The following is a 24,804-nucleotide window of genomic DNA, read 5'->3' as shown; positions in this document are numbered from 1 at the left end:
GGGCCGCACAGCGGCCCTGAAATTCAGAGGGTCTTGTTGGCCTCTGGCCCGATCATCCGCGCCAGCCCCAGGTTTTTCAGGGCCAATTGCAACGAACTGTGGATAACCTGCGGATTGTCATGGCTCAGGGCATCGGCCAGCAGCTCCTTGGCCTTGCTCATGTTGATCTGACGCAGCATCCACTTGACCTTGGGCAGGTTGGTAGCGTTCATCGACAAGCTGTCGAAGCCCATGGCCATCAACAGCACCGCTGCTGCCGGATCACCGGCCATCTCGCCGCAGATACTGACGGGCTTGCCCTCGCCGTGAGCATCACGCACCACGGTGTTCAAGGCTTGCAGCACTGCCGGGTGCAAGTAGTCGTACAGGTCGGCAACCCGCGGGTTGTTGCGGTCCACCGCTAGCAGGTACTGGGTCAGGTCGTTGGAGCCTACGGAAAGGAAATCCACCTGACGCGCCAGCTCCTTGGTCTGGTAAACCGCAGCCGGGATCTCGACCATCACGCCAACAGGTGGCATGGGCACGTCCGTGCCTTCGTCACGTACCTCGCCCCAGGCGCGGTGAATCAAGTGCAGCGCTTCTTCGAGTTCGTGAATGCCGGAAATCATCGGCAGCAGAATGCGCAGGTTGTTCAGGCCTTCGCTGGCCTTGAGCATGGCGCGGGTCTGGACCAGGAAGATTTCCGGGTGGTCGAGCGTCACGCGTATGCCGCGCCAGCCCAGGAATGGGTTTTCTTCCTTGATCGGGAAGTACGACAGCGCCTTGTCCCCACCGATGTCGAGGGTACGCATGGTCACCGGCAGCGGGTGAAACGCCGCCAACTGTTCGCGATAGATGGCCAGCTGCTCTTTTTCGCTGGGGAAGCGCTGGTTGATCATGAACGGCACTTCTGTGCGGTACAGCCCCACCCCTTCGGCGCCCCGCTGCTGGGCACGGGCCACGTCGGCAAGCAGGCCGGTGTTGACCCACAGCGGCATGCGATGACCGTCCGGGGTGACGCAAGGCAGTTCGCGCAGCGCATCCAGGCCCTGGGCCAGCTGACGCTCTTCTTCGACCACCTCGCTGTATTGCTTGCGCAGCACATCGCTGGGGTTGGTGAACACCTCGCCCTTGTAGCCATCGACGATCAGCTCGATACCGTCGACCTTGGAATACGGCAGGTCGACCAGGCCCATCACCGTCGGGATACCCATGGCACGGGCCAGGATGGCGACGTGGGAGTTGCCCGAGCCCAGCACCGAGACCAGGCCCACCAGCTTGCCTTCGGGCACCTCACCCAGCATCGCCGGGGTCAGCTCCTCGCTGACCAGAATGGTGTTGTCGGCATACACCAGCGATTGCGAACGGGCTTGCTGGAGGTAGGCCAGCAGACGGCGGCCGAGGTCTTTGACGTCCGAGGCGCGCTCGCGCAGGTAGTCGTCGTCCATCAGTTCGAAGCGGTTGACGTGCTCGCCTACCACCTGGCGCAGGGCGCCCTGGGCCCACTGGCCGGTCTTGATGACGTCCGTCACCTCACCGCCAAGGGCTGCATCCTCCAGCATCATCAGGTACACGTCGAACAGCGCGCGTTCTTCAGGGCGCAGCTGGGTGGCCAGCTTCGCCGACAGCTTGCGCATATCGGCACGCACGCCTTCGAGGGCGTTGTTGAACAGCTTGAGTTCAGCGTCGATGTCTTCGACCGTCTTGTCTGGCACCACCTCAAGGTCGGCCGGCGGCAGCATGACCACGGCACGCCCGACGGCAGCACCCGGCGAGCCTGGCACGCCGACGAAGCGCGCTTCCTGGATGCCCTTGCCCTGGCGGCCCAAGCCGCGAATCGAGCCGGTGGCCTCGGCGTGGGCGATGACCCCGGCGAGCTGGGCACTCATGGTGACCAGGAACGCTTCTTCACCCTCATCGAACTGGCGGCGTTCTTTCTGCTGAATGACCAGTACGCCGACCACACGACGGTGATGGATGATCGGTGCACCGAGGAAGGACGCGAAACGCTCCTCGCCCGTTTCAGCGAAGTAGCGGTAACGCGGGTGATCGGCAGCGTTTTCCAGGTTCAGCGGCTCTTCCCGGGTACCGACCAGACCCACCAGGCCTTCGTTGGGGGCCATGCTGACCTTGCCGATGGAACGCTTGTTGAGGCCTTCGCTGGCCATCAGCACGAAGCGGTTGGTTTCCGGGTCGAGCAGGTAGACCGAGCAGACCTGGCTGCCCATGGCCTCCTTGACGCGCAAGACAATGATACCCAACGCCGTCTTGAGATCTTTGGCGGAGTTCACTTCCTGGACGATCTTGCGCAGCGTATTGAGCATGGCTCGGGGTCGAACTCCGTCGTCAGTCGCGCGTCAAAAGACGCGGTGCTAGCTCTTTCAGGGCGCGGCGATACACTTCACGCTTGAAGGTCACCACCTGGCCCAGCGGGTACCAATAGCTGACCCAGCGCCAGCCATCGAATTCGGGCTTGCCGGTCAGGTCCATCCGCACCCGTTGCTCATTGCTCAGCAGGCGCAGTAAAAACCATTTCTGCTTCTGGCCGATACACAGCGGTTGGCTGTGGGTACGTACCAGACGCTGGGGTAAACGATAACGCAACCAGCCGCGGGTGCAGGCAAGAATTTCCACATCATCGCGTTCAAGGCCAACTTCTTCGTTCAGCTCGCGGTACAGGGCATCTTCCGGCGTCTCGTCAGGGTTGATACCACCCTGAGGGAATTGCCAGGCATCCTGGTTGATCCGCCGAGCCCATAGCACCTGCCCGGCATCATTCGTGAGAATGATCCCGACATTTGGGCGAAAACCATCCGGGTCGATCACGGCAGCAACCTCGCAAACGCATGTCACCGCATTGTTCCACAAAGCTTGCGAGGGCAGCAACGCGCCCGCCACGCTTATGTGCAGCGAGGTGAAAACTCCGTATTCTGCGGGCCTTCCCTATGGCTGACGCGAGTAACCGCAATGCGCCTGGCTTTATTCGACCTGGACAATACCCTCCTTGGTGGCGACAGTGACCACGCCTGGGGTGATTATTTGTGCGAACGGGGCATTCTGGACCCCATCGCCTATAAACGCCGCAACGACGCCTTCTACCAGGATTACCTGAACGGCACCCTGGACCTGCAGGCCTACCTGGCCTTCTCCATGGAAATCCTTGCGGCGACCGAGCCGGCGCAGCTTGACCAATGGCACCGCGACTTCATGCGCGACTGCATCGAGCCGATCATCCTGCCCAAGGCACTGGCCTTGCTGCAGCAGCACCGCGATGCCGGCGACCAGCTGGTGATCATCACGGCCACCAACCGCTTCGTCACCGCACCGATTGCCCGCCGCCTGGGCGTGCGGGTGCTGCTGGCGACCGAATGTGAAATGCAGGATGGCCGCTACACAGGGCGCAGTACCGATATACCGTGTTTCCGTGAAGGCAAGGTGACGCGGCTGGAGCGCTGGATGCTGGAGAACGGCTTCGACCTGGAAGACAGCTATTTCTACAGCGACTCGATGAATGACCTGCCTTTGCTGGAGCGGGTAACGCACGCGGTGGCGGTGGACCCGGACCCTAACCTGCAGGGCGAGGCAGAACGACGCGGCTGGCCGGTGATTTCCCTGCGGGATTGAAAGGGTTGGGGCTGCCGAGCAGCCCCATCGGCTCAGACCGGTTTGGCGCCCATCAGGCCGGCAATGGACAATAAGCAGACCCCGCTGAACACCGCCAGGGCCAGGGTAAACCGCAACCCCACCACCTCAGCCTTGCGCAGCCGATTCAGGCGCACCAGCAGCCACCATGCGGAAAACGCACCTACCGTATAGAGGACGCTGGAAGCCAGCACCCAGGTCTGCCCCAACGGCCAGCCCACCAGGTGCACCAGCCACCAGCCGGTGAATGGCATGCTCAACAGGCACACGCCCATCAACACCCAGACGAACACCAGCGGCCGGCGCAGCAACTTGCCGTAGGCATCGGCATCGCCCTGGCGCCTGGCGCGTACAGTCCAGATCGCCAAGCCCAGCGCCCCCAGAAGCAGCAGCGCGGTGGCGACGATGTGCAGGGCCTTGAGGGTGGTCAGGTGTTCCATGTCGTCACGTCCTTGGGTGGTTAGCCAAGCTTAGCCGCTCAACCCAGGAATAGCCGGTAGGCCGGGTTTTCGGTTTCATCCCAATACGGGTAACCGATCTTGGCCAGCGCTGCCGGCACCAGGTGGCGCTCGTCTTCCGGCACCTGTAGCCCAGCGACGACACGGCCGTCAGCCGCGCCGTGGTTACGGTAGTGGAACATCGAGATATTCCAGCGCCCGCCCAGCTTGTTGAGGAAGTTGAACAATGCCCCCGGCCGCTCAGGGAATTCGAAGCGCAGCACGATCTCGTCACTGGCACCGGCCGAATGGCCGCCGACCATGTGGCGGATGTGTAGCTTGGCGAGTTCGTTGTCGGTCAGGTCGGTGACCGGGAAACCCTGGTCGGTCAGCTGTTGCACCAGCGCAGCGCGCGGGTCGTTCTCTGGGTGGGTCTGCACACCAACGAAGATGTGGGCCTCGTCGGAGGTATGCTTGCGGTAGTTGAATTCGGTGATCTGGCGCTTGCCGATGGCCTCGCAGAAGGCCTTGAAGCTACCGGGGCGCTCGGGGATGGTCACCGCGATGATCGCTTCGCGCTTCTCGCCCAGCTCGGCGCGCTCGGCGACATGGCGCAAGCGGTCGAAATTGACGTTGGCGCCGGAATCGATAGCGACCAGGGTCTGCCCGGTGACGCCGGTGAGCTCCACGTACTTCTTGATACCGGCAACGCCCAACGCGCCAGCAGGCTCGGTGATCGAGCGGGTATCGTCGTAGATATCCTTGATCGCCGCACAGATCTCGTCAGTGCTGACGGTAATCACGTCATCCACGTACAGCCGGCAGATATCGAAGGTATGCTGGCCAATCTGCGCCACCGCCACGCCATCGGCAAACAGCCCGACCTGCGGCAGGACCACGCGCTCGCCAGCGGCCATGGCGGCCTGCAGGCAGTTGGAGTCGTCAGGTTCGACGCCGATGACCTTGATTTCCGGGCGCAGGTATTTCACGTAGGCCGCGATACCGGCGATCAGGCCGCCACCACCCACCGGCACGAAGATCGCGTCCAACTGGCCCGGGTGCTGGCGCAGGATCTCCATGGCCACGGTGCCTTGGCCGGCGATGGTGTGCGGGTCGTCGTAAGGGTGGACATAGACCAAGCCCTTCTCATCGACCAGCTTCAGCGAGTAGGCCAGCGCCTCTGGGAACGAGTCGCCATGCAAGACGACCTTGCCGCCCCGCGAACGCACGCCTTCGACCTTGATCTCCGGCGTGGTCTTGGGCATCACGATGGTGGCCTTGATGCCCATCTCACGCGCGGCCAACGCCAGGCCCTGAGCATGGTTGCCGGCCGACGCGGTAACCACGCCGCGTGCCAGTTCTTCCGGGCTCAGTTGCGCCAGCTTGTTGTACGCCCCACGGATCTTGAAGGAGAACACCGGCTGCAGGTCTTCACGCTTGAGCCAGATCTGGTTGCCCAGGCGCTTGCTCAGTTGCCCGGCGCTGTGCAGCGGGGTTTCGACAGCGACGTCGTAGACGCGCGAGGTGAGGATCTTCTTGACGTACTGTTCAAGCATCGGGAAAGCATCACTGGCCGCGGGACAAGGGCTGCGAGTCTACCCCAGCGCCACGTCGGGCGACCACAGCAAAGCCGTCCGAGCCGTTATACTAGCCTCCTTTCATTACCGCCCTGCCCCTTTCCGGAGCCCGCATGACCCAGGACCAACTCAAACAGGCCGTCGCCCAGGCCGCTGTCGACTTCATTCTGCCCAAGCTGGATGAAAAGAGCGTCATCGGCGTCGGCACCGGTTCGACTGCCAATTTCTTCATTGACGCCCTGGCCCAGCACAAGACGGCGTTCGACGGCGCGGTCGCCAGCTCCGAGGCCACGGCACAGCGCCTGAAGGGCCACGGCATCCCGGTGTATGAGCTCAACAGCGTCAGCGATCTGGAGTTCTACGTCGACGGCGCCGACGAAAGCGACGCACACCTGAACCTGATCAAAGGGGGTGGCGCGGCACTGACGCGCGAAAAAATCGTCGCGGCCGTGGCCAAGACCTTCATTTGCATCGCCGATGGCAGCAAGCTGGTGCCGGTGCTGGGCGCCTTCCCGCTGCCGGTCGAGGTCATCCCGATGGCCCGCAGCCACGTGGCGCGTCAACTGGTCAAGCTGGGTGGCGATCCGGTGTACCGTGAGGGGGTGGTGACCGATAACGGCAACGTCATCCTGGACGTTCACAACCTGCAGATCACCAACCCGGTGGAGCTGGAAGCGCAGATCAATGCGATCGTCGGCGTGGTCACCAACGGCCTGTTCGCCGCGCGGCCGGCCGACCTGCTGCTGCTGGGCACCGCTGAAGGCGTCAAGCGCCTCACTGCCGAGTAACGCCTCGGCGGCAAGCCGGCGGTTGGGGCAAAAACACACTCAATCGACCGGCTGCTTGAACACGTAGAACAGGTTCGGCTCACTGACCAGATAAATGATCCCCGCCTCATCCATGGCAATCCCTTCCGCCTGCGGCACCGTCTGCTTCAGCCCCTGGTAACCCTTGCGCAGCGACAGTGTGCTCAACGGTTTGCCCTTCACGTCCAGCTCCAGCACCAGCCGTGATTCATCCGACAACGCCAGCAGATGCCCGCTGCGCTCGTCGAATTGCAGGCTCGACAGATCCCTCACGAACAGCCCCTCATCGCGCTTGCGGTCCTGCGCTACATGCACTGCATAGGGCTGCTCCGGATTTTCATGGGGGAACCCGTGAATTTCATAGATCACCATCGGGTCCCGCTCCTTGGCCACGAACAGGCGTTTGCCCGCCGAGTCGTAGGCCAGGCCCTCGAAGCCCTTGTTACCGTTCAGGCCGATACCTAGGCTCAATTGCTCGGCATCGTTGGCATCCAGGAACAGCGTGTCATCCTCCAGGCGCACGCGAATCAGCCGTTGCTGGCGCTCATCGGTGATCACGTAACTGTTGGGCCCAACGTATTCCACCGCCTCGGGGTCGCCGAAACCGGTCAATGGCACCCGCCGCAGGATACGGCCGTCGAGGGACAATTCGATCAGTTCGGACCGCTTGTTGGTCACGGTGAACAGCGTCTTGCGGTCGGGGTCGTACGTCAGCGCCGAAACATCATCGTCCAGCCCGTCGATAGCCTGCGCCTCGATCACCACCTGATAGCGATCCAGGCCCATGCTTCGTTCAGCGGGCTGCCACCAGGACTTGACGTTGAACCAGCCACGCTCGAGCAAACGGAACTGCTGCTGCGCCACGCCCAGCAAGAGCACAGCGAGCAGACCAGTGACAGCCAGGATCAGGGGCAGACGAACATAACGACGCATAGGGCAGACTCGGTTTGAGGACGACGAATCTAACCACGAACAACTGAAGTAAAGCTTAATGCCAGCATCCGAAATATCTGATTTTGCAGTCAGTTTTTCTTGAATCGATAGAACAGCGCCGGCTCACTGACCATGTACAGGTTGCCTTGGTCATCCATCGCCACCCCTTCAGCGCGCGGAATGGTGTCCTTGAGGCCGTTGAAACCGCCCAGCAAGGTCATGAAGCTGACCTGCTGACCTTGCTCGTCGAGCTCCAGCAGCATGTTGGAGTCCGACGACAGCACCAGAAGGTGGCCCGTACGCGGGTCGACGCCCAGGGCGGAGAGGTTGCGCAGGTCGAGTTCGTCGCTGGCCAGCGGCTGCTTGTCACCCTGCAGCGGGCTACGCCCATCGGTGCTCCAGGTATACAGCTTTGGCGGCCGCTCCTCGCCGATCACCAGGCGCTGGCGCATCGGGTCCCATGCCACGGCTTCGAAGCCCTTGTTGCTTTTCACCGATTCGCCCAGGTCGTGGCTCTGAAAATCTGCATGGTTCAGCGACTTGGTTTGCGCATCCACCTTGACCACGGTGAGGTCGTGCAGACGCTCATCGGTAATGGCCAAGCGGCCATCCTCCAGCACGGCAACCCCTTCAGGGTTGTTCCAGCCCTGCAATGGGATCTGCCTCAGCACATCACCCTCGAGGCTCAACTCGACCAGGAACGGGTTCTTGCCCATGACCACAAATAACGTACGCGTATGCGGATTGAACGCCACGTCCGACGCTTCATCGTCGTCCATGCCCGGCAGGGGCTTGGCATCGATATCGACCTGGTAGTCCGGCAACCAGACGCTTTCGCCGCGCTCTGCGCTGCTCTCGAAGCCTTCCTGCAACCACAGCCGGCCCCGGTCATCCCAGTGCATTGCCACGGCCACGCCATAGCCAATCACCGCAGCCACGGCCAGGCCGAATGGCCAGCGCAGGTAGAAGCGACGCTTGGGGGATACGGAAGCGCTGGAAGACGGGGCCATACAGAGTGTTCCTGGGTGAATAGGCGGAGATTCGCGCATTATCCAGATGGGTTGTGAAAAAAACGGTAAATCGCGTCGCCCGCTTCGCGGGCGGCGCAGTCTCGGCTCAGAGCACCCGGCTTTCGAAGCGGCTCACGCCCGGCAACTCCAGCACCAGTTCATCACCCACCTCGAAGGGCCCGACGCCTGCCGGGGTCCCGGTCAGCACCACATCCCCCGGCAACAGCGAAAAGTGCGAGGCCATGTGCTGGATGATCGGCACGATCGGGTTGAGCATCATCGCGCTGTTGCCGTCCTGGCGAACCTCACCATTGATGGTCAGGCGAACGGGAATGTCGGCCAGGTCTTCGAAGGTGCCGGCAGCAACGAAAGGCGGCAGTACACAGGCACCGTCGAAACTCTTGGCGGTCTCCCACGGCATGCCCTTCTCTTTGAGCTTGGCTTGCACGTCACGCAGGGTCAGGTCCAGCGCTGGGGCAAAGCCTGAGATGGCATCCAGCACTTCTTCTTCGGACGGGTGCGCCGACAGCGGCTTGCCCAGCAACACCGCGATTTCGGCTTCGTAGTGCACCGACCCACGGTCGGTAGGAATCTTGAAGCCACCCTCCAGCGGCACCACGCAACTGCCCGGCTTGATGAACAGCAACGGCTCGCTCGGAATGGGGTTGCCCAATTCCTTGGCGTGCTCGGCATAGTTGCGGCCAACGCACACCACCTTGCCCAACGGGAAGTGGATACGGGTGCCGTCTACGTACTGGTGCTGGTAACTCATGGCCGACTCCTTTGATTACTGCTTTTATTCAGGAGCGAAGATCTTACCCGGATTCATGATGCCGTTAGGGTCGAAGACGGCCTTTATCGCCTTCATGCAGGCGATTTCCTGCGGTGAGCGGCTGTAGCCAAGGTAATCGCGCTTTGTCATGCCCACACCGTGCTCGGCGGAGATCGAGCCGTTATAGCGCTGGACGATGTCGAACACCCACTTGTTGACCTTGGCGCATGAAGCGAAGAAATCGTCTTTGCTCATGGTCTCGGGCTTGAGGATGTTCAGGTGCAGGTTGCCGTCACCGATGTGCCCGTACCACACCACCTCATAGTCGGGATAGTGCTCGCTGACGATGGCATCGATGTCACGCAGGAAGGCCGGCACCTTGGAAACCGTGACCGAAATGTCGTTCTTGTACGGCGTCCAGTGGGAGATGGTTTCGGACAAGTATTCGCGCAGCTTCCAGAGGTTTCGCAACTGGGCTTCGCTCTGGCTCATCACCCCGTCCAGCACCCAGCCTTGCTCGACGCAGTGCTCGAAAGTGGCCAGCGCTTCGTTGGCCACGTCCTCGGTACTGGCCTCGAACTCCAGCAAGGCATAGAACGGGCAGTCGGTGGCGAACGGCGCAGGAACGTCGCCACGGGCCATGATCTTGGCCAGGCCCTTGTCGGAAAAGAACTCGAATGCCGTGAGGTCAAGCTTGCCCTGGAAGGCATGCAACACCGGCATGATCGAATCGAAGTCCGGCGTGCCCAGCACCATCGCGGTGAGGTTGCGTGGGGCGCGGTCCAGGCGCATGGTCGCCTCGACCACGAACCCCAGGGTGCCTTCGGCGCCGATGAACAACTGGCGCAGGTCATAGCCCGTGGCGTTCTTGATGAGGTCCTTGTTCAGCTCGAGCAGTTCGCCCTTGCCCGTGACAACTTTGAGGCCAGCGACCCAGTTACGGGTCATGCCATAGCGAATGACCTTGATACCACCGGCGTTTGTGCCGATGTTACCGCCAATCTGGCTGGAGCCGCTCGAGGCGAAATCCACCGGGTAATAAAGCCCCTGTTCTTCGGCGAATGCCTGCAGCTGGCGGGTGATGACCCCAGGCTGGCAGACCACCGTGCGATCGAAGGCATTGAAATCGAGAATCTGGTTCATGTAGTCGAAGGCGACCACCACTTCACCATTGGCTGCCACGGCACCGGCGGAGAGCCCGGTCCGACCGCCGGAAGGCACCAGGGCAACCTGATGGCGATTGGCCCAGCCAACGATGGCCTGAACCTGTTCCACGCTTTTGGGGAACACGATGGCAGTCGGCGCGGGCGGGAAATGCTTGGTCCAGTCCTTGCCGTACGTTTCCAGGGAAACGGCATCGGTCAGGACCTTGCCAGGGTCTACCAAGGTCATCAGTTCATCAATTACCGCGGGCTGCGTCATCGCCGGAACTCTCGACTTATTCATAGTCACCCTGAGTACTCTTCACCTGTCGGGATAAGCTCAGATTGTGTCGCGTATGCTAGCATAGCGCTCCCGCTGTTCATGCTAAGGCCGACGCCGCGCCTAGCATCACTTCTCGCCATTTTTTCTCCGGGATACAGGTTTACGCAGATGAGCAAGACTTCTCTCGACAAGAGCAAGATCAGGTTCCTTCTCCTTGAAGGTGTGCACCAGAACGCGGTGGATACCCTCAAGGCCGCCGGGTACACCAACATCGAGTACCTCACTGGCTCGCTGCCGGAAGCGGAACTCAAGGAAAAGATCGCCGATGCCCACTTCATCGGCATCCGTTCGCGTACCCAGCTGACCGAAGAGATCTTCGACTGCGCCAAGAAACTGGTCGCCGTCGGTTGCTTCTGCATCGGCACCAACCAGGTCGATCTGGACGCTGCCCGCGAACGCGGTATTGCCGTGTTCAACGCGCCATACTCCAACACCCGCTCGGTGGCCGAGCTGGTGCTGGCCGAAGCCATCCTGCTGCTGCGCGGCATCCCCGAGAAAAACGCCTCCTGCCACCGTGGCGGCTGGATCAAGAGCGCTGCCAACTCGTTCGAAATCCGCGGCAAGAAGCTGGGCATCGTCGGCTACGGCTCGATCGGTACCCAACTGTCGGTACTGGCCGAGAGCCTGGGCATGCAGGTCTACTTCTACGACCCGCTGACCAAGCTGCCGCTGGGCAACGCCGTACAGGTCACCAGCCTGCACGAACTGCTGGGCCTGGCCGACATCGTCTCGCTGCATGTGCCTGAGCTGCCATCCACCCAGTGGATGATCGGTGAAAAAGAAATCCGCGCGATGAAGAAGGGCTCGATCCTGATCAACGCCGCCCGTGGCACCGTGGTAGAGCTGGACCATCTGGCCGCGGCCATCAAAGACAAGCACCTGATCGGCGCCGCCATCGACGTATTCCCGGTCGAGCCGCGCTCCAACGATGAAGAGTTCGAAAGCCCGCTGCGCGGCCTGGACAACGTGATCCTGACCCCGCACATCGGTGGCTCCACCGCCGAGGCCCAAGCCAACATCGGCCTGGAAGTGGCCGAGAAACTGGTCAAGTACAGCGACAACGGTACCTCTGTATCGTCGGTCAACTTCCCGGAAGTCGCCCTGCCGGCGCACCCGGGCAAGCACCGCCTGCTGCACATCCACGAAAACATCCCGGGCGTGCTCAGCGAGATCAACAAAGTCTTCGCCGAGAACGGTATCAACATCTCCGGTCAGTTCCTGCAGACCAACGAGAAAGTGGGTTACGTGGTCATCGACGTTGACGCCGAGTACTCCGACCTGGCGCAAGAGAAGCTGCAGCACGTCAAGGGCACCATCCGCTCGCGCGTACTGTTCTGAGCTTGATTACCAAGCCCTGGTAGCGACTGCCAGTCAGACAGCATTATCAGGGCTGCTACGCAGCCCATCGCCGGCAAGCCGGCTCCCACAGGCTGCGCGCAGGCCTCAAGCACTGCGCGGTCTCTGAACTACCCCAAGCAAGCTGGACACCCATCCAAAGTCCTGGGGTAGCCCTTTCTGGACACCACTCCAAAGTCCTGGGGTAGCCCATTCTGTGGGAGCCGGCTTGCCGGCGATGGGCCGCAAAGCGGCCCCAAACCGCTTAGCCGAGGGGCCTCGAACTTGATGGCCACCTTTATAGTTTGGCCAACAAGCCCGCCCCCTTAGCGATGCCTGCGGCGTCGGCTTACTTCACTTCGACCGTGATCTTCTTCGACTCAACGCTTGGCTTGAACGGTACGTGATACCGGTCACCCAGCACCAACTGCAGGGTGTGCTTGCCCGGCGTCAGGGTAAGGGTGGTCTCGGTCTGGGCCTTGCCGAAGTGCAGCACCTGTGGGCCGGCTGGCAGCGCTGCCCCGCCTTCAGGCATCAAGCTGGTCGGCAGTGGCTGATCGGCTGCAGGCTCCTTGTCCACATCCACCAGCAGGTGGTGGTGGCCCGTGTGCGGGGTCTGGTCACCCGCAGGTTTGAGCCCCATGCCTTCGATGCCAAACTTGACGGTGAAGGTCTTGTCGACCGTCGCACCATCAGCGGGGGAAACGATGAAGACCTTGGCATCCTTGGGCGGCTCCTGGCTCTTCAGCGCATCCGCAGCGCTGGCCAGTACCGAGGCCCCCATCAGCAGACCGGCTACGGCAGCACGCGAAAATAGGCTGTTCATTCACTTCTCCTGTGATTCACTCATTGACCGCCACCTGCAAACGAACGGCGGCGGAAGTCCACCATAGCCCACAAAGAGAAAAATTTCAGTTAGGGTTAAACATCGCCAAGGCTTCAAGGTCATAGGCTGCGCTCGACCACGACGAGGAAGAAAGTCGTGGCGAAAGTTATTCATTTGCCAAAGAAAAGGGGCATTAGATGCGTTCGACGCTGGGTGTACTGCTGGCAGTACTGATCACGCCATTGGCTCAAGCCGAGCTGATAGACGAAATCGCCGACCGGGGCGAACTGCGCATTGCCGTACAGGCCGACAACTCGCCGTATGCCTTCAAGGAAAACGAGCACCTGACCGGCTTTGAGATCGAGTTCGGCCAAGAGCTGGCCAAACAACTGGACCTGCGTGTCGAGTTCATTGAAACACCTGAGGCCGAGATACTCCCCGGTGTTGAAACGGGCAAATACGACATCACCCTGACCCCAGCGGAAAATGCCCCCAAGGCCGACACACCGTTCGACCTGAGCCAGCCTTTTGGCGAGAGGAAACTGGTCATCCCGTTCCAGAAAGACAACCCGGCGTTCGAGAGCGCGGTGAACAATGCGCTGCAGCGCCTCAAGGACAGCGGCCGAACGGCGGAGCTTGAGCAGAAGTGGTTCAAGGGTGTGCAGCAGACGGCTACCGGAGAGTAAGTCAGTTATTGCCTGCACAGCCATTCGCGGGTAACCCTCGCGAACGGGCCAGCACCAAACTAGGCTGACAGCCCAGCCAGCGCTCGCTGGGCCTCTTCCAGCTCCAGCTCGCTGAACACCAGCACCCCCTCCCGCCGCAGCAGTGCGGTGGTCACCCCCTGCCCTGGCACTTTCACCCCAGCGAACGTGCCATCGTAGGTCAAGCGGTTGCCACACGAAGGGCTGCCCGCCTTGAGCACCGCCACCCGGATGCCATGCCGACGCACCAGCTTTAGCGCCTGCCGGGCACCGGCAAGAAAGGCCGCGCTTACGTCCTCGCCATCGATCGTCAGCACCTGCGTGGCGCCATCGAGCACCTCGCCGCCCTGCCCGCCCGGTATCTCCGCGGGCGGGCGCGGTGTGGGCAGGCCACCCGCCACCTCCGGGCACAACGGCACCACACGCCCTTCAGCCTGCCAGCGCTGCAACAGATCAGGATGGCCGCTGGCCCGCCCGTCATACCGCACCGGTTGCCCCAACAGGCAGGCGCTGACCAGCACCTTGGGCGGGTCAGAACGGGTCATTGCCACGGCGCCGGAACCACCCCGTCAACGAAAGCCGCTCACGCCCCGCAGGCAAGACTTCGTGAGGCACTTCACCCGATAGAAACACCACCAGGCAACCGGCCACGGGCAGCACATCATGCTCGACAGCGTCAGCCAGGAACATGCGCAACTGGCCACCATCCTGCGGCTGCCAGTTTTCATTGAGGTAAAGCACGGCCGAAACCATGCGCCGGTCGTCGTCGCGGAAACGGTCAAGGTGGCGACGGTAGAACGCACCTGCCGGGTACAGGGCGAAGTGACACTCGAAGTCTTCAAGGCCCAGGAACAGCCCCTGGTTGATGGCCAGACGCAACTGGTCCATCGCTTCAAGGTACTGATCGCAGGCCTGGGCCTGACCCGGGTCGATCCACTGGATCTGGTCCCCGCGGATCGCCTCGCGCACCTCCTGGGCCACACCGCGCCCCACCCCAGCGGGGTTGAGCTGGCCTTCGGCATCACGCCGACGACACTCGGCCGCAAGCGCGCCGACTAGCTCAGCAGGCAGGAAAAGGGCCTGCTGCGACCAGCCACGGGTGGCCAGATCGTCAACGACGGCTGCAAGCATCGGGTTTTCAGGGGAGATAGGCATGGCGCGCATCATATCCATTAGCCATGCCCTCGCACAGCGCCACTTGGCCGAGAAACACGCCCCTATCTCGACAAACCGGCGCCGAGCCAAGGACAATAGCCATCTGCCGACAGGAGTCCTGAATGCGCCGTCTGTTTTTCCTGATTTTGCTGATGATCTGCACCGTGCCTGTCTGGGCAGACAGCCTCGATCAGCTCTACAAGGCCGCCGGCTGGCCCGACCAGCGCGCCCATTTCAATGATGCCGTGAGCGCCGCCCAGCAGCGCTACCGCAACAGCCTGCCGCCTGCGGTTTACCAGGCGCTGGTCAGCAACAGCAATCAGCGCTTCCAAGCTGAGGCCATGGACCGCCGTGCCCAGGCACAATTGCGCAGCGCGCTGCCCGACCCTGCGCCGGCGCTGGCCTTTTTCCAGTCACCGCTGGGGCGCAAGATCGTAGCTGCCGAACTGCTGGCCACTCGCAAGGACCAACTGGCCAAGCACGCCAAGGGCTTGCCGAAAATCCAGGCCAGCGATGACCGTCTGCTGATCATCGGGCACCTGGCTCAGGCCCTCCCGGCCCGCGAAGCCGGTGCCGAGGTTAGCCTGGCGATCGCCGACGTAGCGGCGGACAGCCTCAGTTCGATGATCCCCGGCCTGTTCGGCGGTGGCCAGGCCCAAGGCCTGCTCGATGGCCAGCGCCAGCGGCTGATGAACCAGATTGGCGAAGACCTCAACAACACGTTGCTATACGTGTACCGCGACCTGTCCGACGCCGAGCTGGAAGAGTTCGCCACCTTCGCCGAGTCACCCGAAGGCAAAGCGTACTACCAAGCCGCCGTGGCAGCTGTGCGCGCCGGCCTGGCTGTCGGCCAGAGCGGCGCGAACCTCAAGTGATCAGCCCAAGCGCTGGTCGATGAAGTCGAAATAGCGCTGGCGGATGGCCGGCAGTTCGTTGGCCAGGTGGTGACGGGCTTCGGGCAGCAGCAGTATCTGGGGCTCGGCGAACTTGGCCTTGAGCACTTCGAGGTTGTAGGGCCAGTCCACTGTGCCGTCAGCCTGCCCCTGCACGATCAATGGTCGCCGCGCACTGCAGGGCGCAGCCTCGATCCGCTTGACCCAGGCCATCAGCGCGCCGACCCAGGCTGTCGGCAGGCGCCGAGGCTGAAGCGGGTCGGCCTCCAGGAACGGCAGGAACGTCGGGTCATTGCTGTTCTCGCTGAAGCGCCGCTCAATGCCATTGACGAAGTGGCGCAACACTCGATAACTGAGTTTCGACCACAGCCACGCGCGTGGGCGCACGAGCGGGGCAAGCAGAATGATCTGGCCATCAACCGGGCTCTGTAGCCCCTGATGCAACAGGTGATCGACGGCGATGGCGCCGCCCGTGCTCTGCCCGCACAGGTGCCAGGGGTGCGGCAGCTGCAGCAGGCGCGCCTGTTCGAACAGGGCGTCCAGTACCTGCTGGTACACTGCGAAATCACTGATGCTGGCCCGCTCACCACTGGACAGGCCGTGGCCGGGCAGATCGCAGCTGATCACGGCGAAACCCTGCTGGAGTGCCCACTCGATCACATGCCGGTAGAGACCCATGTGGTCGTAGTAGCCGTGCAGCAAGAACAGCGTGGCGATGGGCTGTTCGGGCAACCAGGCCTGCCCGACCAGGTCGAAGCCCGCCGCCTGGAACCCGCCCAGCCAGCTGTGTGCCGGCAAGTTCAGGCCGTAGAAGCGCTGGTAGTCCTGCGCCTGGTTCGTCAACGGCTGACGAGCGGCCAGCGGCGCCAGGTGGGTGCGCAGGAGGTCGGGGTGAAAAGCAGCGGGCATCGAGCACATCCACATTGATGCAAGTATTGATCTGGAATCTTCAGCTCTGGGCGGCGTCGTGGCAAGCTTGCTCACCTTTGAGCAGCCCCTGTCCTGCACAAAGCCTGAATGCTGGCCCGCTCCCACAAAGGTCCACCGACTGGTCATGAATAGCCGAATCATCAAACCGCTGAGCGCGGTAATTGCCTTGCTGGTTGGCGCCGTCATCCTCTGGCAGGCCTACACCACCTTCCAGGCCCGCTACCTGCGCCCGTTCGGCAACCAGGTCACGCTGTTCAATGGCAGCCAGCTGCAGCTCCCCGCCGAGCTGGCCGGCCCCGGCCCGATCCGCGTGGTGCATTTCTGGGACCCTGCCTGCCCGTGCAACGTCAGCAACCAGCAGCACCTGGGCGACCTGGTCAGCCAGTTCGCCAGCCAGGACGTGGCCTTCCACGTGCTGCAAAAGCCCGGCAGCCACGGCCTGTTGCCCGCCAACCTGAACAGCCTGCAGCCCATCGCCAACGTGCCAGGCAGCGAACACCTGCCCGCCTCCCCCGCCGTGGCCATCTGGGACCACCAGGGCAACCTCGCCTATTTCGGCCCTTACAGCGAAGGCGCAGTGTGCAATGCCAGCAACAGCTTCATCGAACCGATCATCAAGGCGTTGCTCGCATCACGACCCGTGCAGGCCACCGATACCTTGGCCGTAGGGTGCTATTGCCCCTGGTAGATAGCGGGTGTCCGATAGATATCTACAGCGTTACCCCGGAGGACAATTTTTAGCCTGACGACATACAGATCAATGGAGAAACTGTATGTCGCGCCAAGGATTCACCGAACTACCCAACAGCCACGTAGGCAGCACCCGAATTCAATACCTGGGCCCTCAGGTTCTCTGGGGCCATAACCGCATTCCCCCGCATCACCTCGTATCCACTCTCCGCCCAGGCAGCCTGGTAATAGACCTGGTACCGCAGATCGAGAACGACAAGAAAACGGTCAAGCAACAGCACGAACAGCGCCAGGCCAAGCTCGAACCAGACTTGGATCAGACCATTCTCGCACAGGCAGGCTCACTGGCCGGCCTCAGCGAGTCCCAGGCCATCGAGCGCAGAATCACGGTGGTCAACCAGCTACAGGCACAACTGGGCCCACGCCTGGAAGCTGCGCGCCAGCAAGCCAACCGTTTCTTTGGCACAGATCCAGAACATCGCACCTTTCGCGAGTTCCTGGCCGCGGGCCGCGCGCTGGGAGCCCAGGCCGATCCCCGCGAGGCCTGGCTCGCGTCCTACCGGGCTGCATTCGAGGTCAAGTACCTCGAACAACAGCACAGCCAACTGGTCCGGCGCCAACACGTCCTGCGCAGCAACCTGTCAAGCGCCAGAGCCAGAGAAAACAGTAACAGCAGCATCGCCCTGTCAGTGGACCGGGTCGAGCAGGCAATCGTCCGCACGCTCACTGCCGATCACGAGCTAAAAGAAGCGAACAGCACGCTACAGCGCATGCTCACGGCCTTCGGGCGGCACCGGCATGATGACATCGCCCAAACCGCGGCACTGGAGCATAGCCGGGAGCTAGTGCGGGAAACATCCGACCTGCTCAAGACACGTGAACGCCGACACGCCGCAGGTAACTACCAGCGTGTGCAATATCGGCGTCTGGCAACGGACATTTCGCGGCTCGACTTCGACCTGAAGTTTCATGGTCCCCGGGCCACCGAAGCTCACAGGGCCCAAGCGGCTGCCTTGCAGGCCCAGGCATCTGCCCACGCTGCCGAGCATGCTCGTACCTCAGCGACCGTGGAGGCCGTCGGGAAGCAGTTGCATCTGCAGGCGAACAATGCCGTTGAAGCCGCCTTCGATGAGCAGGCTCTGCTCAGCACGCTGACGGGACGTACGCCGAGCAATACCCCTGTCACCTTCAATGCCTGGGTCGCTAGCACCCATCACCCGCTGGTAGTGACCACCTCACGCGGCGGCACGGCGCACTTCGAACCCATCTGGGAGGCGCTGGGCACCGCCATCGGCAACGCTGCGCTGCGGCTGCTACCCGGTGCGGCCAAGTACTTGACATTGCTGCTTTATGCCGCCCGCTTGGGCGATGGCGAACGCATGGGGGTCACAGTCCCGCTCGTCCTGTTGACGCCCGGTGCAGACCTCACCCATGAGGCGAACCGCAAGGTTGGCCAGACCCTTGAGCTACCGCTGCGGATGAATGCCGTGCCCGAGGGGACCCAGACTGAGGTGTACCTGGCAGCCACGGACGGCAGCAGCCTGCTGCGTGAAGTACGTGTGCGCCAGGCCCAGTGGGATACGACTCAGGGCGCCTATCGCTTCACCGCTGAAGGGCCGGGCGGTGCAACACTGCTGTGGCACCCGGCAACGCCGCCATCGACCCTGGGCACCGTCAACCCCAAGAACAGCAGCTTCACCCCGGGCGCCCCCATCGTCGAAGACCTGCCCAAGCACCTACCGGGCAACATCATCGTCCCGCCGCAGCCTGATATTCGAACCTTCCCCGAACTGCCCGACCTGCAGATCGATGACTACGTCATCATCTTCCCCGCAGACTCGGGATTAGCACCGATCTATGTGATGTTGCGCAGCCCACGGTATCTGCCGGGGGTCGCCAGTGGGAATGGTGCAGTTACCCCAAACAGGGTGCTAGATGCCGCTAGCACGGCAGCAGGGGCGCCGATTCCTGCAAGAATTGCGGAAAGGCTGAGGGGGCGAAGGTTCAGCAGGTTCGATAAACTTAGAGAAGCGATATGGTTGGAAATTGCTGTAGATGAGGAGTTCAAGCAATATCTAGAACTGCTGGACGCTGACAACATGCGTAACGGACTTGCTCCATTCGCACCCGAGAGCCATTGGGTAGGAAGACGGACAAAAATAGAGATCCATCACAAGCATGAAATCGCAAACGGTGGCGCTGTGTATGATTTGGACAATCTATTGCTCATGACGCCTCGAGTTCATATTGATCACCACAAGGAGAGCAATCAATGACCCTCAAGGAAAAATTGGAGGATTACACAGAAGATGAGTTCCTCACACTCATAACAGAGCTATACGAGAATCGCGCAGGCCGTCGCGGCGCTGAGTTGGAAAGTTTTCGAGACATGATTGTTTTCAACTTTAGAACAATCACAGAGCACCCAGATGGAGCAGACGTCCTTACTAGGCCTCCAGCAAACTCGGACAAGAGCCCTCGAGGCATCGTAAACCGTATAAAAGAATGGCGCGCCGCCAACGGCAAACCCGGCTTCAAACCTGCCTGACACCGAGCCCCGCGGCAACACCGCAGGGCTTTTCATATCACCCTCGCACCCGCGCCGGGTTCCCCACCACCGTCACACCCGCCGGCACATCGCGGGTCACCACGCTACCTGCACCGACCACGGCATTGTCGCCAATGCTCACCCCCGGCAGGATGACCGCCGCGCCACCAATCCACACGTTGTTGCCGATGGTCACTGGCCTTCCGCTCTCCAGCCCGGTACGCCGAATTTCAGGGTCTAGCGGGTGATCGGCGGTGTAGATCTGCACCGCCGGGCCGATCTGGCAATCATCGCCGATACGTACCGGCAGCACGTCCAGGATCACGCAGTTGAAATTCATGAAGGTATTGCGGCCGACGCTGATGTTGTAGCCGTAGTCGCAATAGAACGGTGGGCGAATGACCGTGCCTTCGCCCACATGGCCGAAGTGCTCGGCAAGCAAGCCGTTGCGGGCTTCGTTAAGCAGGTCGACGCTGGTGTTGTAGCGCTGCATCCAGTGCTTGGTGGCGATTTGCTCGGCCTGCAACTCGGGGCAGCCGGCATGGTAGAGCTGACCACTAAGCATTTTCTGTTTTTCGCTGAGAAACATGGAAACTCCTCTAGAGGGCTATGCTCTTTGCGCAAATCCGCCGAAGATCGGACCACAATTTCCGCTCGAATGCACAAGGAGCCTCGATGAAGCGCAGCCTGACCCTGTTAGCCGTGGTAGTGGCCATGGCCACCGGTGCCGGTTACTGGTACGTGCACGGCAAACTGCCGCAGCGTGACGGCGAGGTAGCGATCGCCGGCCTGCAGGCCCCGGTCAGTGTGCGCTATGACACCCGCGGCGTGCCGCACCTGCAGGCGCAGAACGAAGCAGACCTGTACCGCGCCCTTGGCTACGTGCATGCCCAGGACCGATTGTTCCAGATGGAAATCATGCGCCGCCTGGCCCGCGGAGAGCTGGCCGAGGTGTTGGGCGAAAAGCTGCTGCCCACCGATACCCTGTTCCGCAGCCTGCGCATCCGTGATCAAGCGGCGCTGATGGTGCAGCGGCTGGACCGCCAGTCCCCCGCGTACAAGGCCCTGCAAGCCTACCTCGATGGCATCAACGCCTGGCAAGCGAGCCACCCCAAGCCCATGGAGTTCGACCTGATCGGCATCACGCCCAGGCCGTTCACCGCTGAGGATACCCTGAGCATCGCCGGCTACCTGGCCTACAGTTTTGCCGCCGCGTTCCGCACCGAGCCTGCCTTGACCTATATCCGCGACCAGCTCGGGCCGCAGTACCTGAAGATGTTCGACCTCGACTGGCAACCTGACGGCGCGTTGGGTACCCCGCTGGCGACGGCCGATTGGCAGGGCCTTGAAGCCCTCGCCCGTCTCAGCCACGAAGCCCTTGGCGATGCCGGCATTCCCCAATTCGAAGGCAGCAATGCCTGGGCAGTGGCCGGCAGCCGTACCCGCAGCGGCAAGCCGCTGCTGGCCGGCGATCCCCACATCAGCTTCGCGGTGCCGGCCGTCTGGTACGAGGCCGAGCTGTCGGCGCCAGGGTTCAACCTGTACGGCTACTTCCAGGCGCTGAACCCGTTCGCGCTGCTCGGTCACAATCGCGACTTCGGCTGGAGCCTGACCATGTTCCAGAACGACGATGTCGACCTGATTGCGGAAAAGACCAACCCGGCAAACAGCGATCAGGTCATGGTCAACGGCCAATGGCGAACACTGGAAAAGACTGAGGAGAAAATCGCCGTCAAAGGCGAGCAGCCGGTCGTCATCAGCCTGCGCCGCTCACCCCACGGGCCGATCGTCAACGACGTGCTGGGCGCGACCGCCGGCACGACGCCAATTGCCATGTGGTGGGCCTTTCTGGAAACCGAGAATCCGATCCTCGAAGGCTTCTATCAGCTCAACCGTGCCGACTCCCTTGCCAAGATGCGCGAGGCGGCGGCCATGGTTCAGGCGCCTGGGCTCAACTTCGTCTGGGCCAGTGCAGGTGGCGACATTGGTTGGTGGGCGGCGGCGCAACTGCCGATCCGCCCGGATGGCGTCAACCCGTCGTTCATCCTCGATGGCGCGAGCGCCCAGGCCGACAAGCTGGGTTTCTATCCATTCAGCGTCAACCCACAGCAGGAAAACCCGGCCAGCGGTTACATCGTTTCAGCCAATTACCAGCCGCCAGCGGCGGTACCGATACCGGGCTATTACAACTTGCCGGACCGGGGCCGTCAGCTGGAGCGCCACCTGGCCAACCCGCAGGTGAAGTGGGATACCCAGAACAGCCAGGCGCTGCAGCTGGACACCGCCAATGACTACGGCCCACGCACCCTGGCGCCCCTGCTTGCGACCCTGCGCGACATCGCCCAGGGCGATGAGGAAAAGGAGCTGGTCGAGCAACTGGCCGCTTGGCGCGGAGATCACCCGCTGGACTCGACCAGCGCCACTCTGTTCAACCAGTTTCTCTACCAGTTGGCCCATGCCGCGCTGCATGACGAGCTGGGCGACACCTGGTTCCCGGTGCTCATCAGTACCCGGACCATCGACTCTGCCCTGCCACGCTTGGCAGCGGACTCGCAATCACCGTGGTGGGACACGCGTGGTGCCGACCAGCGTACCGACCGCACTGCCATCGTGCGCATCGCTTGGCAGCAAACCCTCGCGCACCTGCGTGAAACCTTTGGCAAAGACCCAGCCAGCTGGCAATGGGGCAAGGCGCATACCCTGACGCACAACCATCCACTGGGTGTTAAAAAACCGTTGAACCTGCTGTTCAACGTCGGCCCGTTTGCCGCGCCAGGCACCCATGAAGTGCCCAATAACCTGTCAGCGAAAATCGGGCCGGCGCCGTGGCCGGTGACGTATGGGCCTTCGACACGACGGCTGATCGACTTCGCCGACGTTGGCCAGGCCTTGACCAGCAACCCGGTCGGGCAAAGTGGCGTGCCGTTTGACCGCCACTATTCGGACCAGGCTGAAGGCTATATCGAGGGGCAATATCAGCGCGCCCAGATGGGGGTGATACCGGCTCACACTACCTTGCGTCTGGTGCCGACAGAGTGATGGAAACTTTTCTTCGGGTCGGCTTCTCCAAGAGCTTCAGATTGCGATCCGCACGGCCATCACACTACAAGGACGATAACGATGAAAAGCCCCTGCCCGACTGACGCCAACGAACAACTGCTGTGGCTGCTGGCATTGAGCCGGGCACTGGGTAGCCAACGCTGAGCGTTGGGCCACCGCAAAAAAAAACGCCGACGCAAATGCGTCGGCGTTTTTCGTACAAGGGGGAAGCAGGCGTATCAGAACGCCGGCAGCACCGCACCGCTGTACTTCTTGGCGATGAATGCCTTGACCTCAGGGCTGGTCAGGGCCTTGGCCAGCTTCTGCATAGCCTCGCTGTTCTTGTTGTCCGGGCGGGCCACCAGGAAGTTCACGTACGGCGAATCGCTACCCTCGATCACCAACGCATCTTTGGCCGGGTTCAGGCCAGCTTCCAGGGCGTAGTTGGTGTTGATCATGTCCAGGTCCACCTGGTCCAGCACACGCGCCAGCATGGCCGACTCAAGTTCCTTGAACTTCAGGTTCTTCGGGTTCTCGGCAATGTCTTTCGGAGTGGCCAGGGCGTTTTTAGGATCTTTGAGGGTGATCAGGCCAGCCTTCTGCAGCAGGATCAGGGCGCGGCCACTGTTGCTGCCTTCGTTAGGAATGGCAACGGTAGCGCCATCCTTGAGTTCGGACAGGTTCTTGATCTTCTTCGAGTAGCCACCGAACGGCTCGACGTGCACGCCGATCACGGTTTCCAGATGGGTACCTTTACCTTCGTTGAAGCTCTTCAGGTAAGGCAGGGTCTGGAAGTAGTTAGCGTCCAGACGCTTCTGATCTACCTGTACGTTGGGTTGTACGTAGTCAGTGAAGACCTTGATCTGCAGGTCCACGCCTTCCTTGGCCAAGGTCGGCTTGATCAGCTCCAGAATTTCGGCGTGGGGCACAGGGGTAGCGGCAACCACCAGTTTTTCGGCGGCGGCAGCCAGGCCGGAGAACGACAGGGCAGCGGCCAGGGCGGTGGTCAGCAGGGTCTTCTTCATGGTGGTCCTTGTTTTGTTTCTGGGCCATCGGTGATGGCGAAGTCAGATGCCCAACCGTTTCATCAGCGGGCGTGGGGCGCAAGATACCGAGAATTTTTATTCCGCAACAATACCTTTTAATTAGCTGCTTATTCCAAAAGCAAATTGCCATTAGCCCATTTGCTTATGAGCCACGTCTAGCGTGCGGTGTTCGGCAGGTCGAGGTCCTCTGGCTGGATCTGTTCACTGTCATTGACCAGCAGGGCGAAGTGGATGATGTTCTCCAGTTCGCGGGTATTGCCAGGCCATGCGTGGGCTTCGAGCACCTGCTGGGCCGCTTCGCTGATCAACGGCACCGGGCGCTGCAGGCGTGCACAGTAGATGCCCACGAAATACTCAGCCAACGGCAGGATATCGCCGCAGCGCTCACGCAACGGAGGAAGCTCCAGCGCGCCCTCGCGCAGGTACTGGTACAAGCGTTCGTTGAATCTGCCCGCTTTTACAACCCGCGCCAGGTCAATGCTGGTCGCAGCCACCAATCGCACGTCCACCGGCTGCGGCTGATGCGCACCGACGCGGGTGACCTCGCGGTTTTCCAGAGCGGCCAGCAGCTTGCCTTGGATCGCCAACGGCAAGTCGGCGATTTCGTCCAGGTACAGCGTGCCGCCGTTGGCCGAGCCGAACCAGCCCGCCCGGCTGCTGGCGGTGCCACCATGGGTGCCGGCACTGTAGCCGAACAGCTCGGCATCGGCGTAGGTAGGGCTGATGGCCGCGCAGTTTACCGAGACGAAGAGCCCGGCACGATCACTGGCCCGGTGAATTTGCCGTGCCAGCAACTCCTTGCCGGTCCCCGTCTCACCGCGGATCAGCACCGGCAGGGCTTGCGGTGCCAGGTATTCCAGCGCCTGACGCAACTGCTGCGAGCGTGGGTCGATGAACACCAGCGCCTTGGCACGAATGCTGAGCGGGCTCTTGTCCAGTTCAGGGAAGGTCAGCAGCGGCTGGCCAAACGGGTTTTGAAAAGTCATGACTAACTCCC

The 24,804-nt window shown here is 61.9% G+C and carries 24 protein-coding genes; 9 read left to right on the top strand and 15 right to left on the bottom strand.

Features of this window, described 5'->3' with window-relative positions; translation table 11 throughout:
- Positions 1-23 precede the first annotated feature (23 nt).
- On the bottom strand, positions 24-2,303 hold the full coding sequence (ptsP, locus tag OSW16_RS01585) for a phosphoenolpyruvate--protein phosphotransferase (RefSeq protein WP_241805049.1): 2,280 nt from the start codon (positions 2,301-2,303) through the stop codon (positions 24-26).
- Positions 2,304-2,325: 22 nt separating this feature from the next.
- Complete coding sequence (locus tag OSW16_RS01580; RefSeq protein ID WP_012054016.1) at positions 2,326-2,805, bottom strand: RNA pyrophosphohydrolase; 480 nt, start codon at positions 2,803-2,805, stop codon at positions 2,326-2,328.
- Between the two features lie 141 nt (positions 2,806-2,946).
- Between OSW16_RS01580 and OSW16_RS01575 the strand changes: the two genes are divergently transcribed.
- Positions 2,947-3,603, top strand: coding sequence for an HAD family hydrolase (locus tag OSW16_RS01575; protein ID WP_267820250.1), 657 nt, complete (start codon positions 2,947-2,949; stop codon positions 3,601-3,603).
- Between the two features lie 32 nt (positions 3,604-3,635).
- Here OSW16_RS01575 and OSW16_RS01570 read toward each other — a convergent pair whose 3' ends face one another.
- Together OSW16_RS01570 and ilvA are read right to left on the bottom strand one after the other, a co-directional pair.
- Positions 3,636-4,061 carry a DUF2269 domain-containing protein gene (locus OSW16_RS01570; protein WP_267820248.1) on the bottom strand — a complete coding sequence of 142 codons (426 nt, stop codon included), beginning with the start codon at positions 4,059-4,061 and terminating at the stop codon, positions 3,636-3,638.
- A gap of 38 nt (positions 4,062-4,099) precedes the next feature.
- Positions 4,100-5,614: a threonine ammonia-lyase, biosynthetic gene (gene ilvA / locus OSW16_RS01565; RefSeq protein WP_267820245.1), complete on the bottom strand. Its 1,515-nt coding sequence runs from the start codon at positions 5,612-5,614 to the stop codon at positions 4,100-4,102.
- Between the two features lie 134 nt (positions 5,615-5,748).
- Between ilvA and rpiA the strand changes: the two genes are divergently transcribed.
- Complete coding sequence (gene rpiA, locus OSW16_RS01560; protein ID WP_241805045.1) at positions 5,749-6,423, top strand: ribose-5-phosphate isomerase RpiA; 675 nt, start codon at positions 5,749-5,751, stop codon at positions 6,421-6,423.
- A 39-nt stretch (positions 6,424-6,462) separates the two neighbouring features.
- On the opposite strand, the gene OSW16_RS01555 is transcribed toward rpiA, so the two are convergent.
- From OSW16_RS01555 to OSW16_RS01540, 4 genes are all read right to left on the bottom strand, one after another.
- Entirely contained in the window at positions 6,463-7,374 is a 912-nt protein-coding gene (locus tag OSW16_RS01555; RefSeq protein WP_267820243.1) for an SdiA-regulated domain-containing protein, read from the bottom strand.
- An 89-nt stretch (positions 7,375-7,463) separates the two neighbouring features.
- Entirely contained in the window at positions 7,464-8,384 is a 921-nt protein-coding gene (locus tag OSW16_RS01550) for an SdiA-regulated domain-containing protein (RefSeq protein ID WP_267820241.1), read from the bottom strand.
- 106 nt (positions 8,385-8,490) lie between these two features.
- Positions 8,491-9,156 carry a fumarylacetoacetate hydrolase family protein gene (locus tag OSW16_RS01545; protein WP_267820239.1) on the bottom strand — a complete coding sequence of 222 codons (666 nt, stop codon included), beginning with the start codon at positions 9,154-9,156 and terminating at the stop codon, positions 8,491-8,493.
- A gap of 24 nt (positions 9,157-9,180) precedes the next feature.
- Entirely contained in the window at positions 9,181-10,578 is a 1,398-nt protein-coding gene (locus OSW16_RS01540; RefSeq protein WP_267820237.1) for an FAD-binding oxidoreductase, read from the bottom strand.
- 171 nt (positions 10,579-10,749) lie between these two features.
- On the opposite strand from OSW16_RS01540, the gene serA reads away from it, so the two are divergent.
- Entirely contained in the window at positions 10,750-11,979 is a 1,230-nt protein-coding gene (gene serA, locus OSW16_RS01535) for a phosphoglycerate dehydrogenase (protein WP_039602651.1), read from the top strand.
- 346 nt (positions 11,980-12,325) lie between these two features.
- On the opposite strand, the gene OSW16_RS01530 is transcribed toward serA, so the two are convergent.
- Complete coding sequence (locus OSW16_RS01530; protein ID WP_241805040.1) at positions 12,326-12,802, bottom strand: DUF4399 domain-containing protein; 477 nt, start codon at positions 12,800-12,802, stop codon at positions 12,326-12,328.
- A gap of 197 nt (positions 12,803-12,999) precedes the next feature.
- On the opposite strand from OSW16_RS01530, the gene OSW16_RS01525 reads away from it, so the two are divergent.
- Positions 13,000-13,488 (top strand): substrate-binding periplasmic protein, encoded by a 489-nt coding sequence (locus OSW16_RS01525; RefSeq protein ID WP_267820234.1) that lies wholly within the window; start codon positions 13,000-13,002, stop codon positions 13,486-13,488.
- 59 nt (positions 13,489-13,547) lie between these two features.
- Here the strand turns inward: OSW16_RS01525 and OSW16_RS01520 are convergent, their stop codons facing one another.
- Together OSW16_RS01520 and OSW16_RS01515 are read right to left on the bottom strand one after the other, a co-directional pair.
- A complete protein-coding gene (locus OSW16_RS01520; protein WP_267820232.1) occupies positions 13,548-14,051 on the bottom strand; it encodes a DUF523 domain-containing protein in 504 nt (167 codons plus the stop codon).
- Complete coding sequence (locus OSW16_RS01515; RefSeq protein WP_267824155.1) at positions 14,038-14,673, bottom strand: 2OG-Fe(II) oxygenase; 636 nt, start codon at positions 14,671-14,673, stop codon at positions 14,038-14,040. Before OSW16_RS01515 ends, OSW16_RS01520 begins: the two co-directional genes overlap by 14 nt.
- A 110-nt stretch (positions 14,674-14,783) precedes the next feature.
- Here OSW16_RS01515 and OSW16_RS01510 point away from each other — a divergent pair, with 110 nt between their 5' ends.
- Positions 14,784-15,536 (top strand): DUF2059 domain-containing protein, encoded by a 753-nt coding sequence (locus tag OSW16_RS01510; RefSeq protein ID WP_267820230.1) that lies wholly within the window; start codon positions 14,784-14,786, stop codon positions 15,534-15,536.
- Here the strand turns inward: OSW16_RS01510 and OSW16_RS01505 are convergent, their stop codons facing one another.
- Positions 15,537-16,463 carry an alpha/beta hydrolase gene (locus OSW16_RS01505; RefSeq protein WP_267820228.1) on the bottom strand — a complete coding sequence of 309 codons (927 nt, stop codon included), beginning with the start codon at positions 16,461-16,463 and terminating at the stop codon, positions 15,537-15,539.
- 145 nt (positions 16,464-16,608) lie between these two features.
- Here OSW16_RS01505 and OSW16_RS01500 point away from each other — a divergent pair, with 145 nt between their 5' ends.
- The 3 genes from OSW16_RS01500 (at position 16,609) to OSW16_RS01490 (ending at position 19,722) form a co-directional block, all read left to right on the top strand.
- Positions 16,609-17,172, top strand: a complete 564-nt coding sequence (locus OSW16_RS01500) for a DUF6436 domain-containing protein (protein WP_267820226.1) — start codon at positions 16,609-16,611, stop codon at positions 17,170-17,172.
- A gap of 85 nt (positions 17,173-17,257) precedes the next feature.
- A complete protein-coding gene (locus OSW16_RS01495) occupies positions 17,258-19,450 on the top strand; it encodes an S-type pyocin domain-containing protein (RefSeq protein ID WP_267820223.1) in 2,193 nt (730 codons plus the stop codon).
- The gene (locus OSW16_RS01490; protein WP_267820221.1) at positions 19,447-19,722 is read left to right on the top strand and encodes a bacteriocin immunity protein; all 276 of its coding nucleotides are present in this window, start codon (positions 19,447-19,449) and stop codon (positions 19,720-19,722) included. The genes OSW16_RS01495 and OSW16_RS01490 overlap by 4 nt, the downstream gene beginning before the upstream one ends.
- Positions 19,723-19,759: 37 nt before the next feature.
- Here the strand turns inward: OSW16_RS01490 and OSW16_RS01485 are convergent, their stop codons facing one another.
- Positions 19,760-20,311 (bottom strand): sugar O-acetyltransferase, encoded by a 552-nt coding sequence (locus tag OSW16_RS01485; protein ID WP_267820219.1) that lies wholly within the window; start codon positions 20,309-20,311, stop codon positions 19,760-19,762.
- An 86-nt stretch (positions 20,312-20,397) separates the two neighbouring features.
- Here OSW16_RS01485 and OSW16_RS01480 point away from each other — a divergent pair, with 86 nt between their 5' ends.
- A complete protein-coding gene (locus OSW16_RS01480) occupies positions 20,398-22,761 on the top strand; it encodes a penicillin acylase family protein (RefSeq protein WP_267820217.1) in 2,364 nt (787 codons plus the stop codon).
- 239 nt (positions 22,762-23,000) lie between these two features.
- Here the strand turns inward: OSW16_RS01480 and OSW16_RS01475 are convergent, their stop codons facing one another.
- The gene (locus tag OSW16_RS01475; RefSeq protein ID WP_241805030.1) at positions 23,001-23,786 is read right to left on the bottom strand and encodes a MetQ/NlpA family ABC transporter substrate-binding protein; all 786 of its coding nucleotides are present in this window, start codon (positions 23,784-23,786) and stop codon (positions 23,001-23,003) included.
- Between the two features lie 176 nt (positions 23,787-23,962).
- Positions 23,963-24,793 carry a sigma 54-interacting transcriptional regulator gene (locus OSW16_RS01470; RefSeq protein ID WP_267820215.1) on the bottom strand — a complete coding sequence of 277 codons (831 nt, stop codon included), beginning with the start codon at positions 24,791-24,793 and terminating at the stop codon, positions 23,963-23,965.
- Between the last annotated feature and the right edge of the window lie 11 nt (positions 24,794-24,804).

The sequence above is a fragment of the Pseudomonas putida genome, from assembly GCF_026625125.1.
GTDB classification, from domain to species: domain Bacteria; phylum Pseudomonadota; class Gammaproteobacteria; order Pseudomonadales; family Pseudomonadaceae; genus Aquipseudomonas; species Aquipseudomonas putida_X.
Note: the sequence above shows the minus strand (reverse complement) of the source record. Positions and strands in the feature narration are given on the sequence as shown.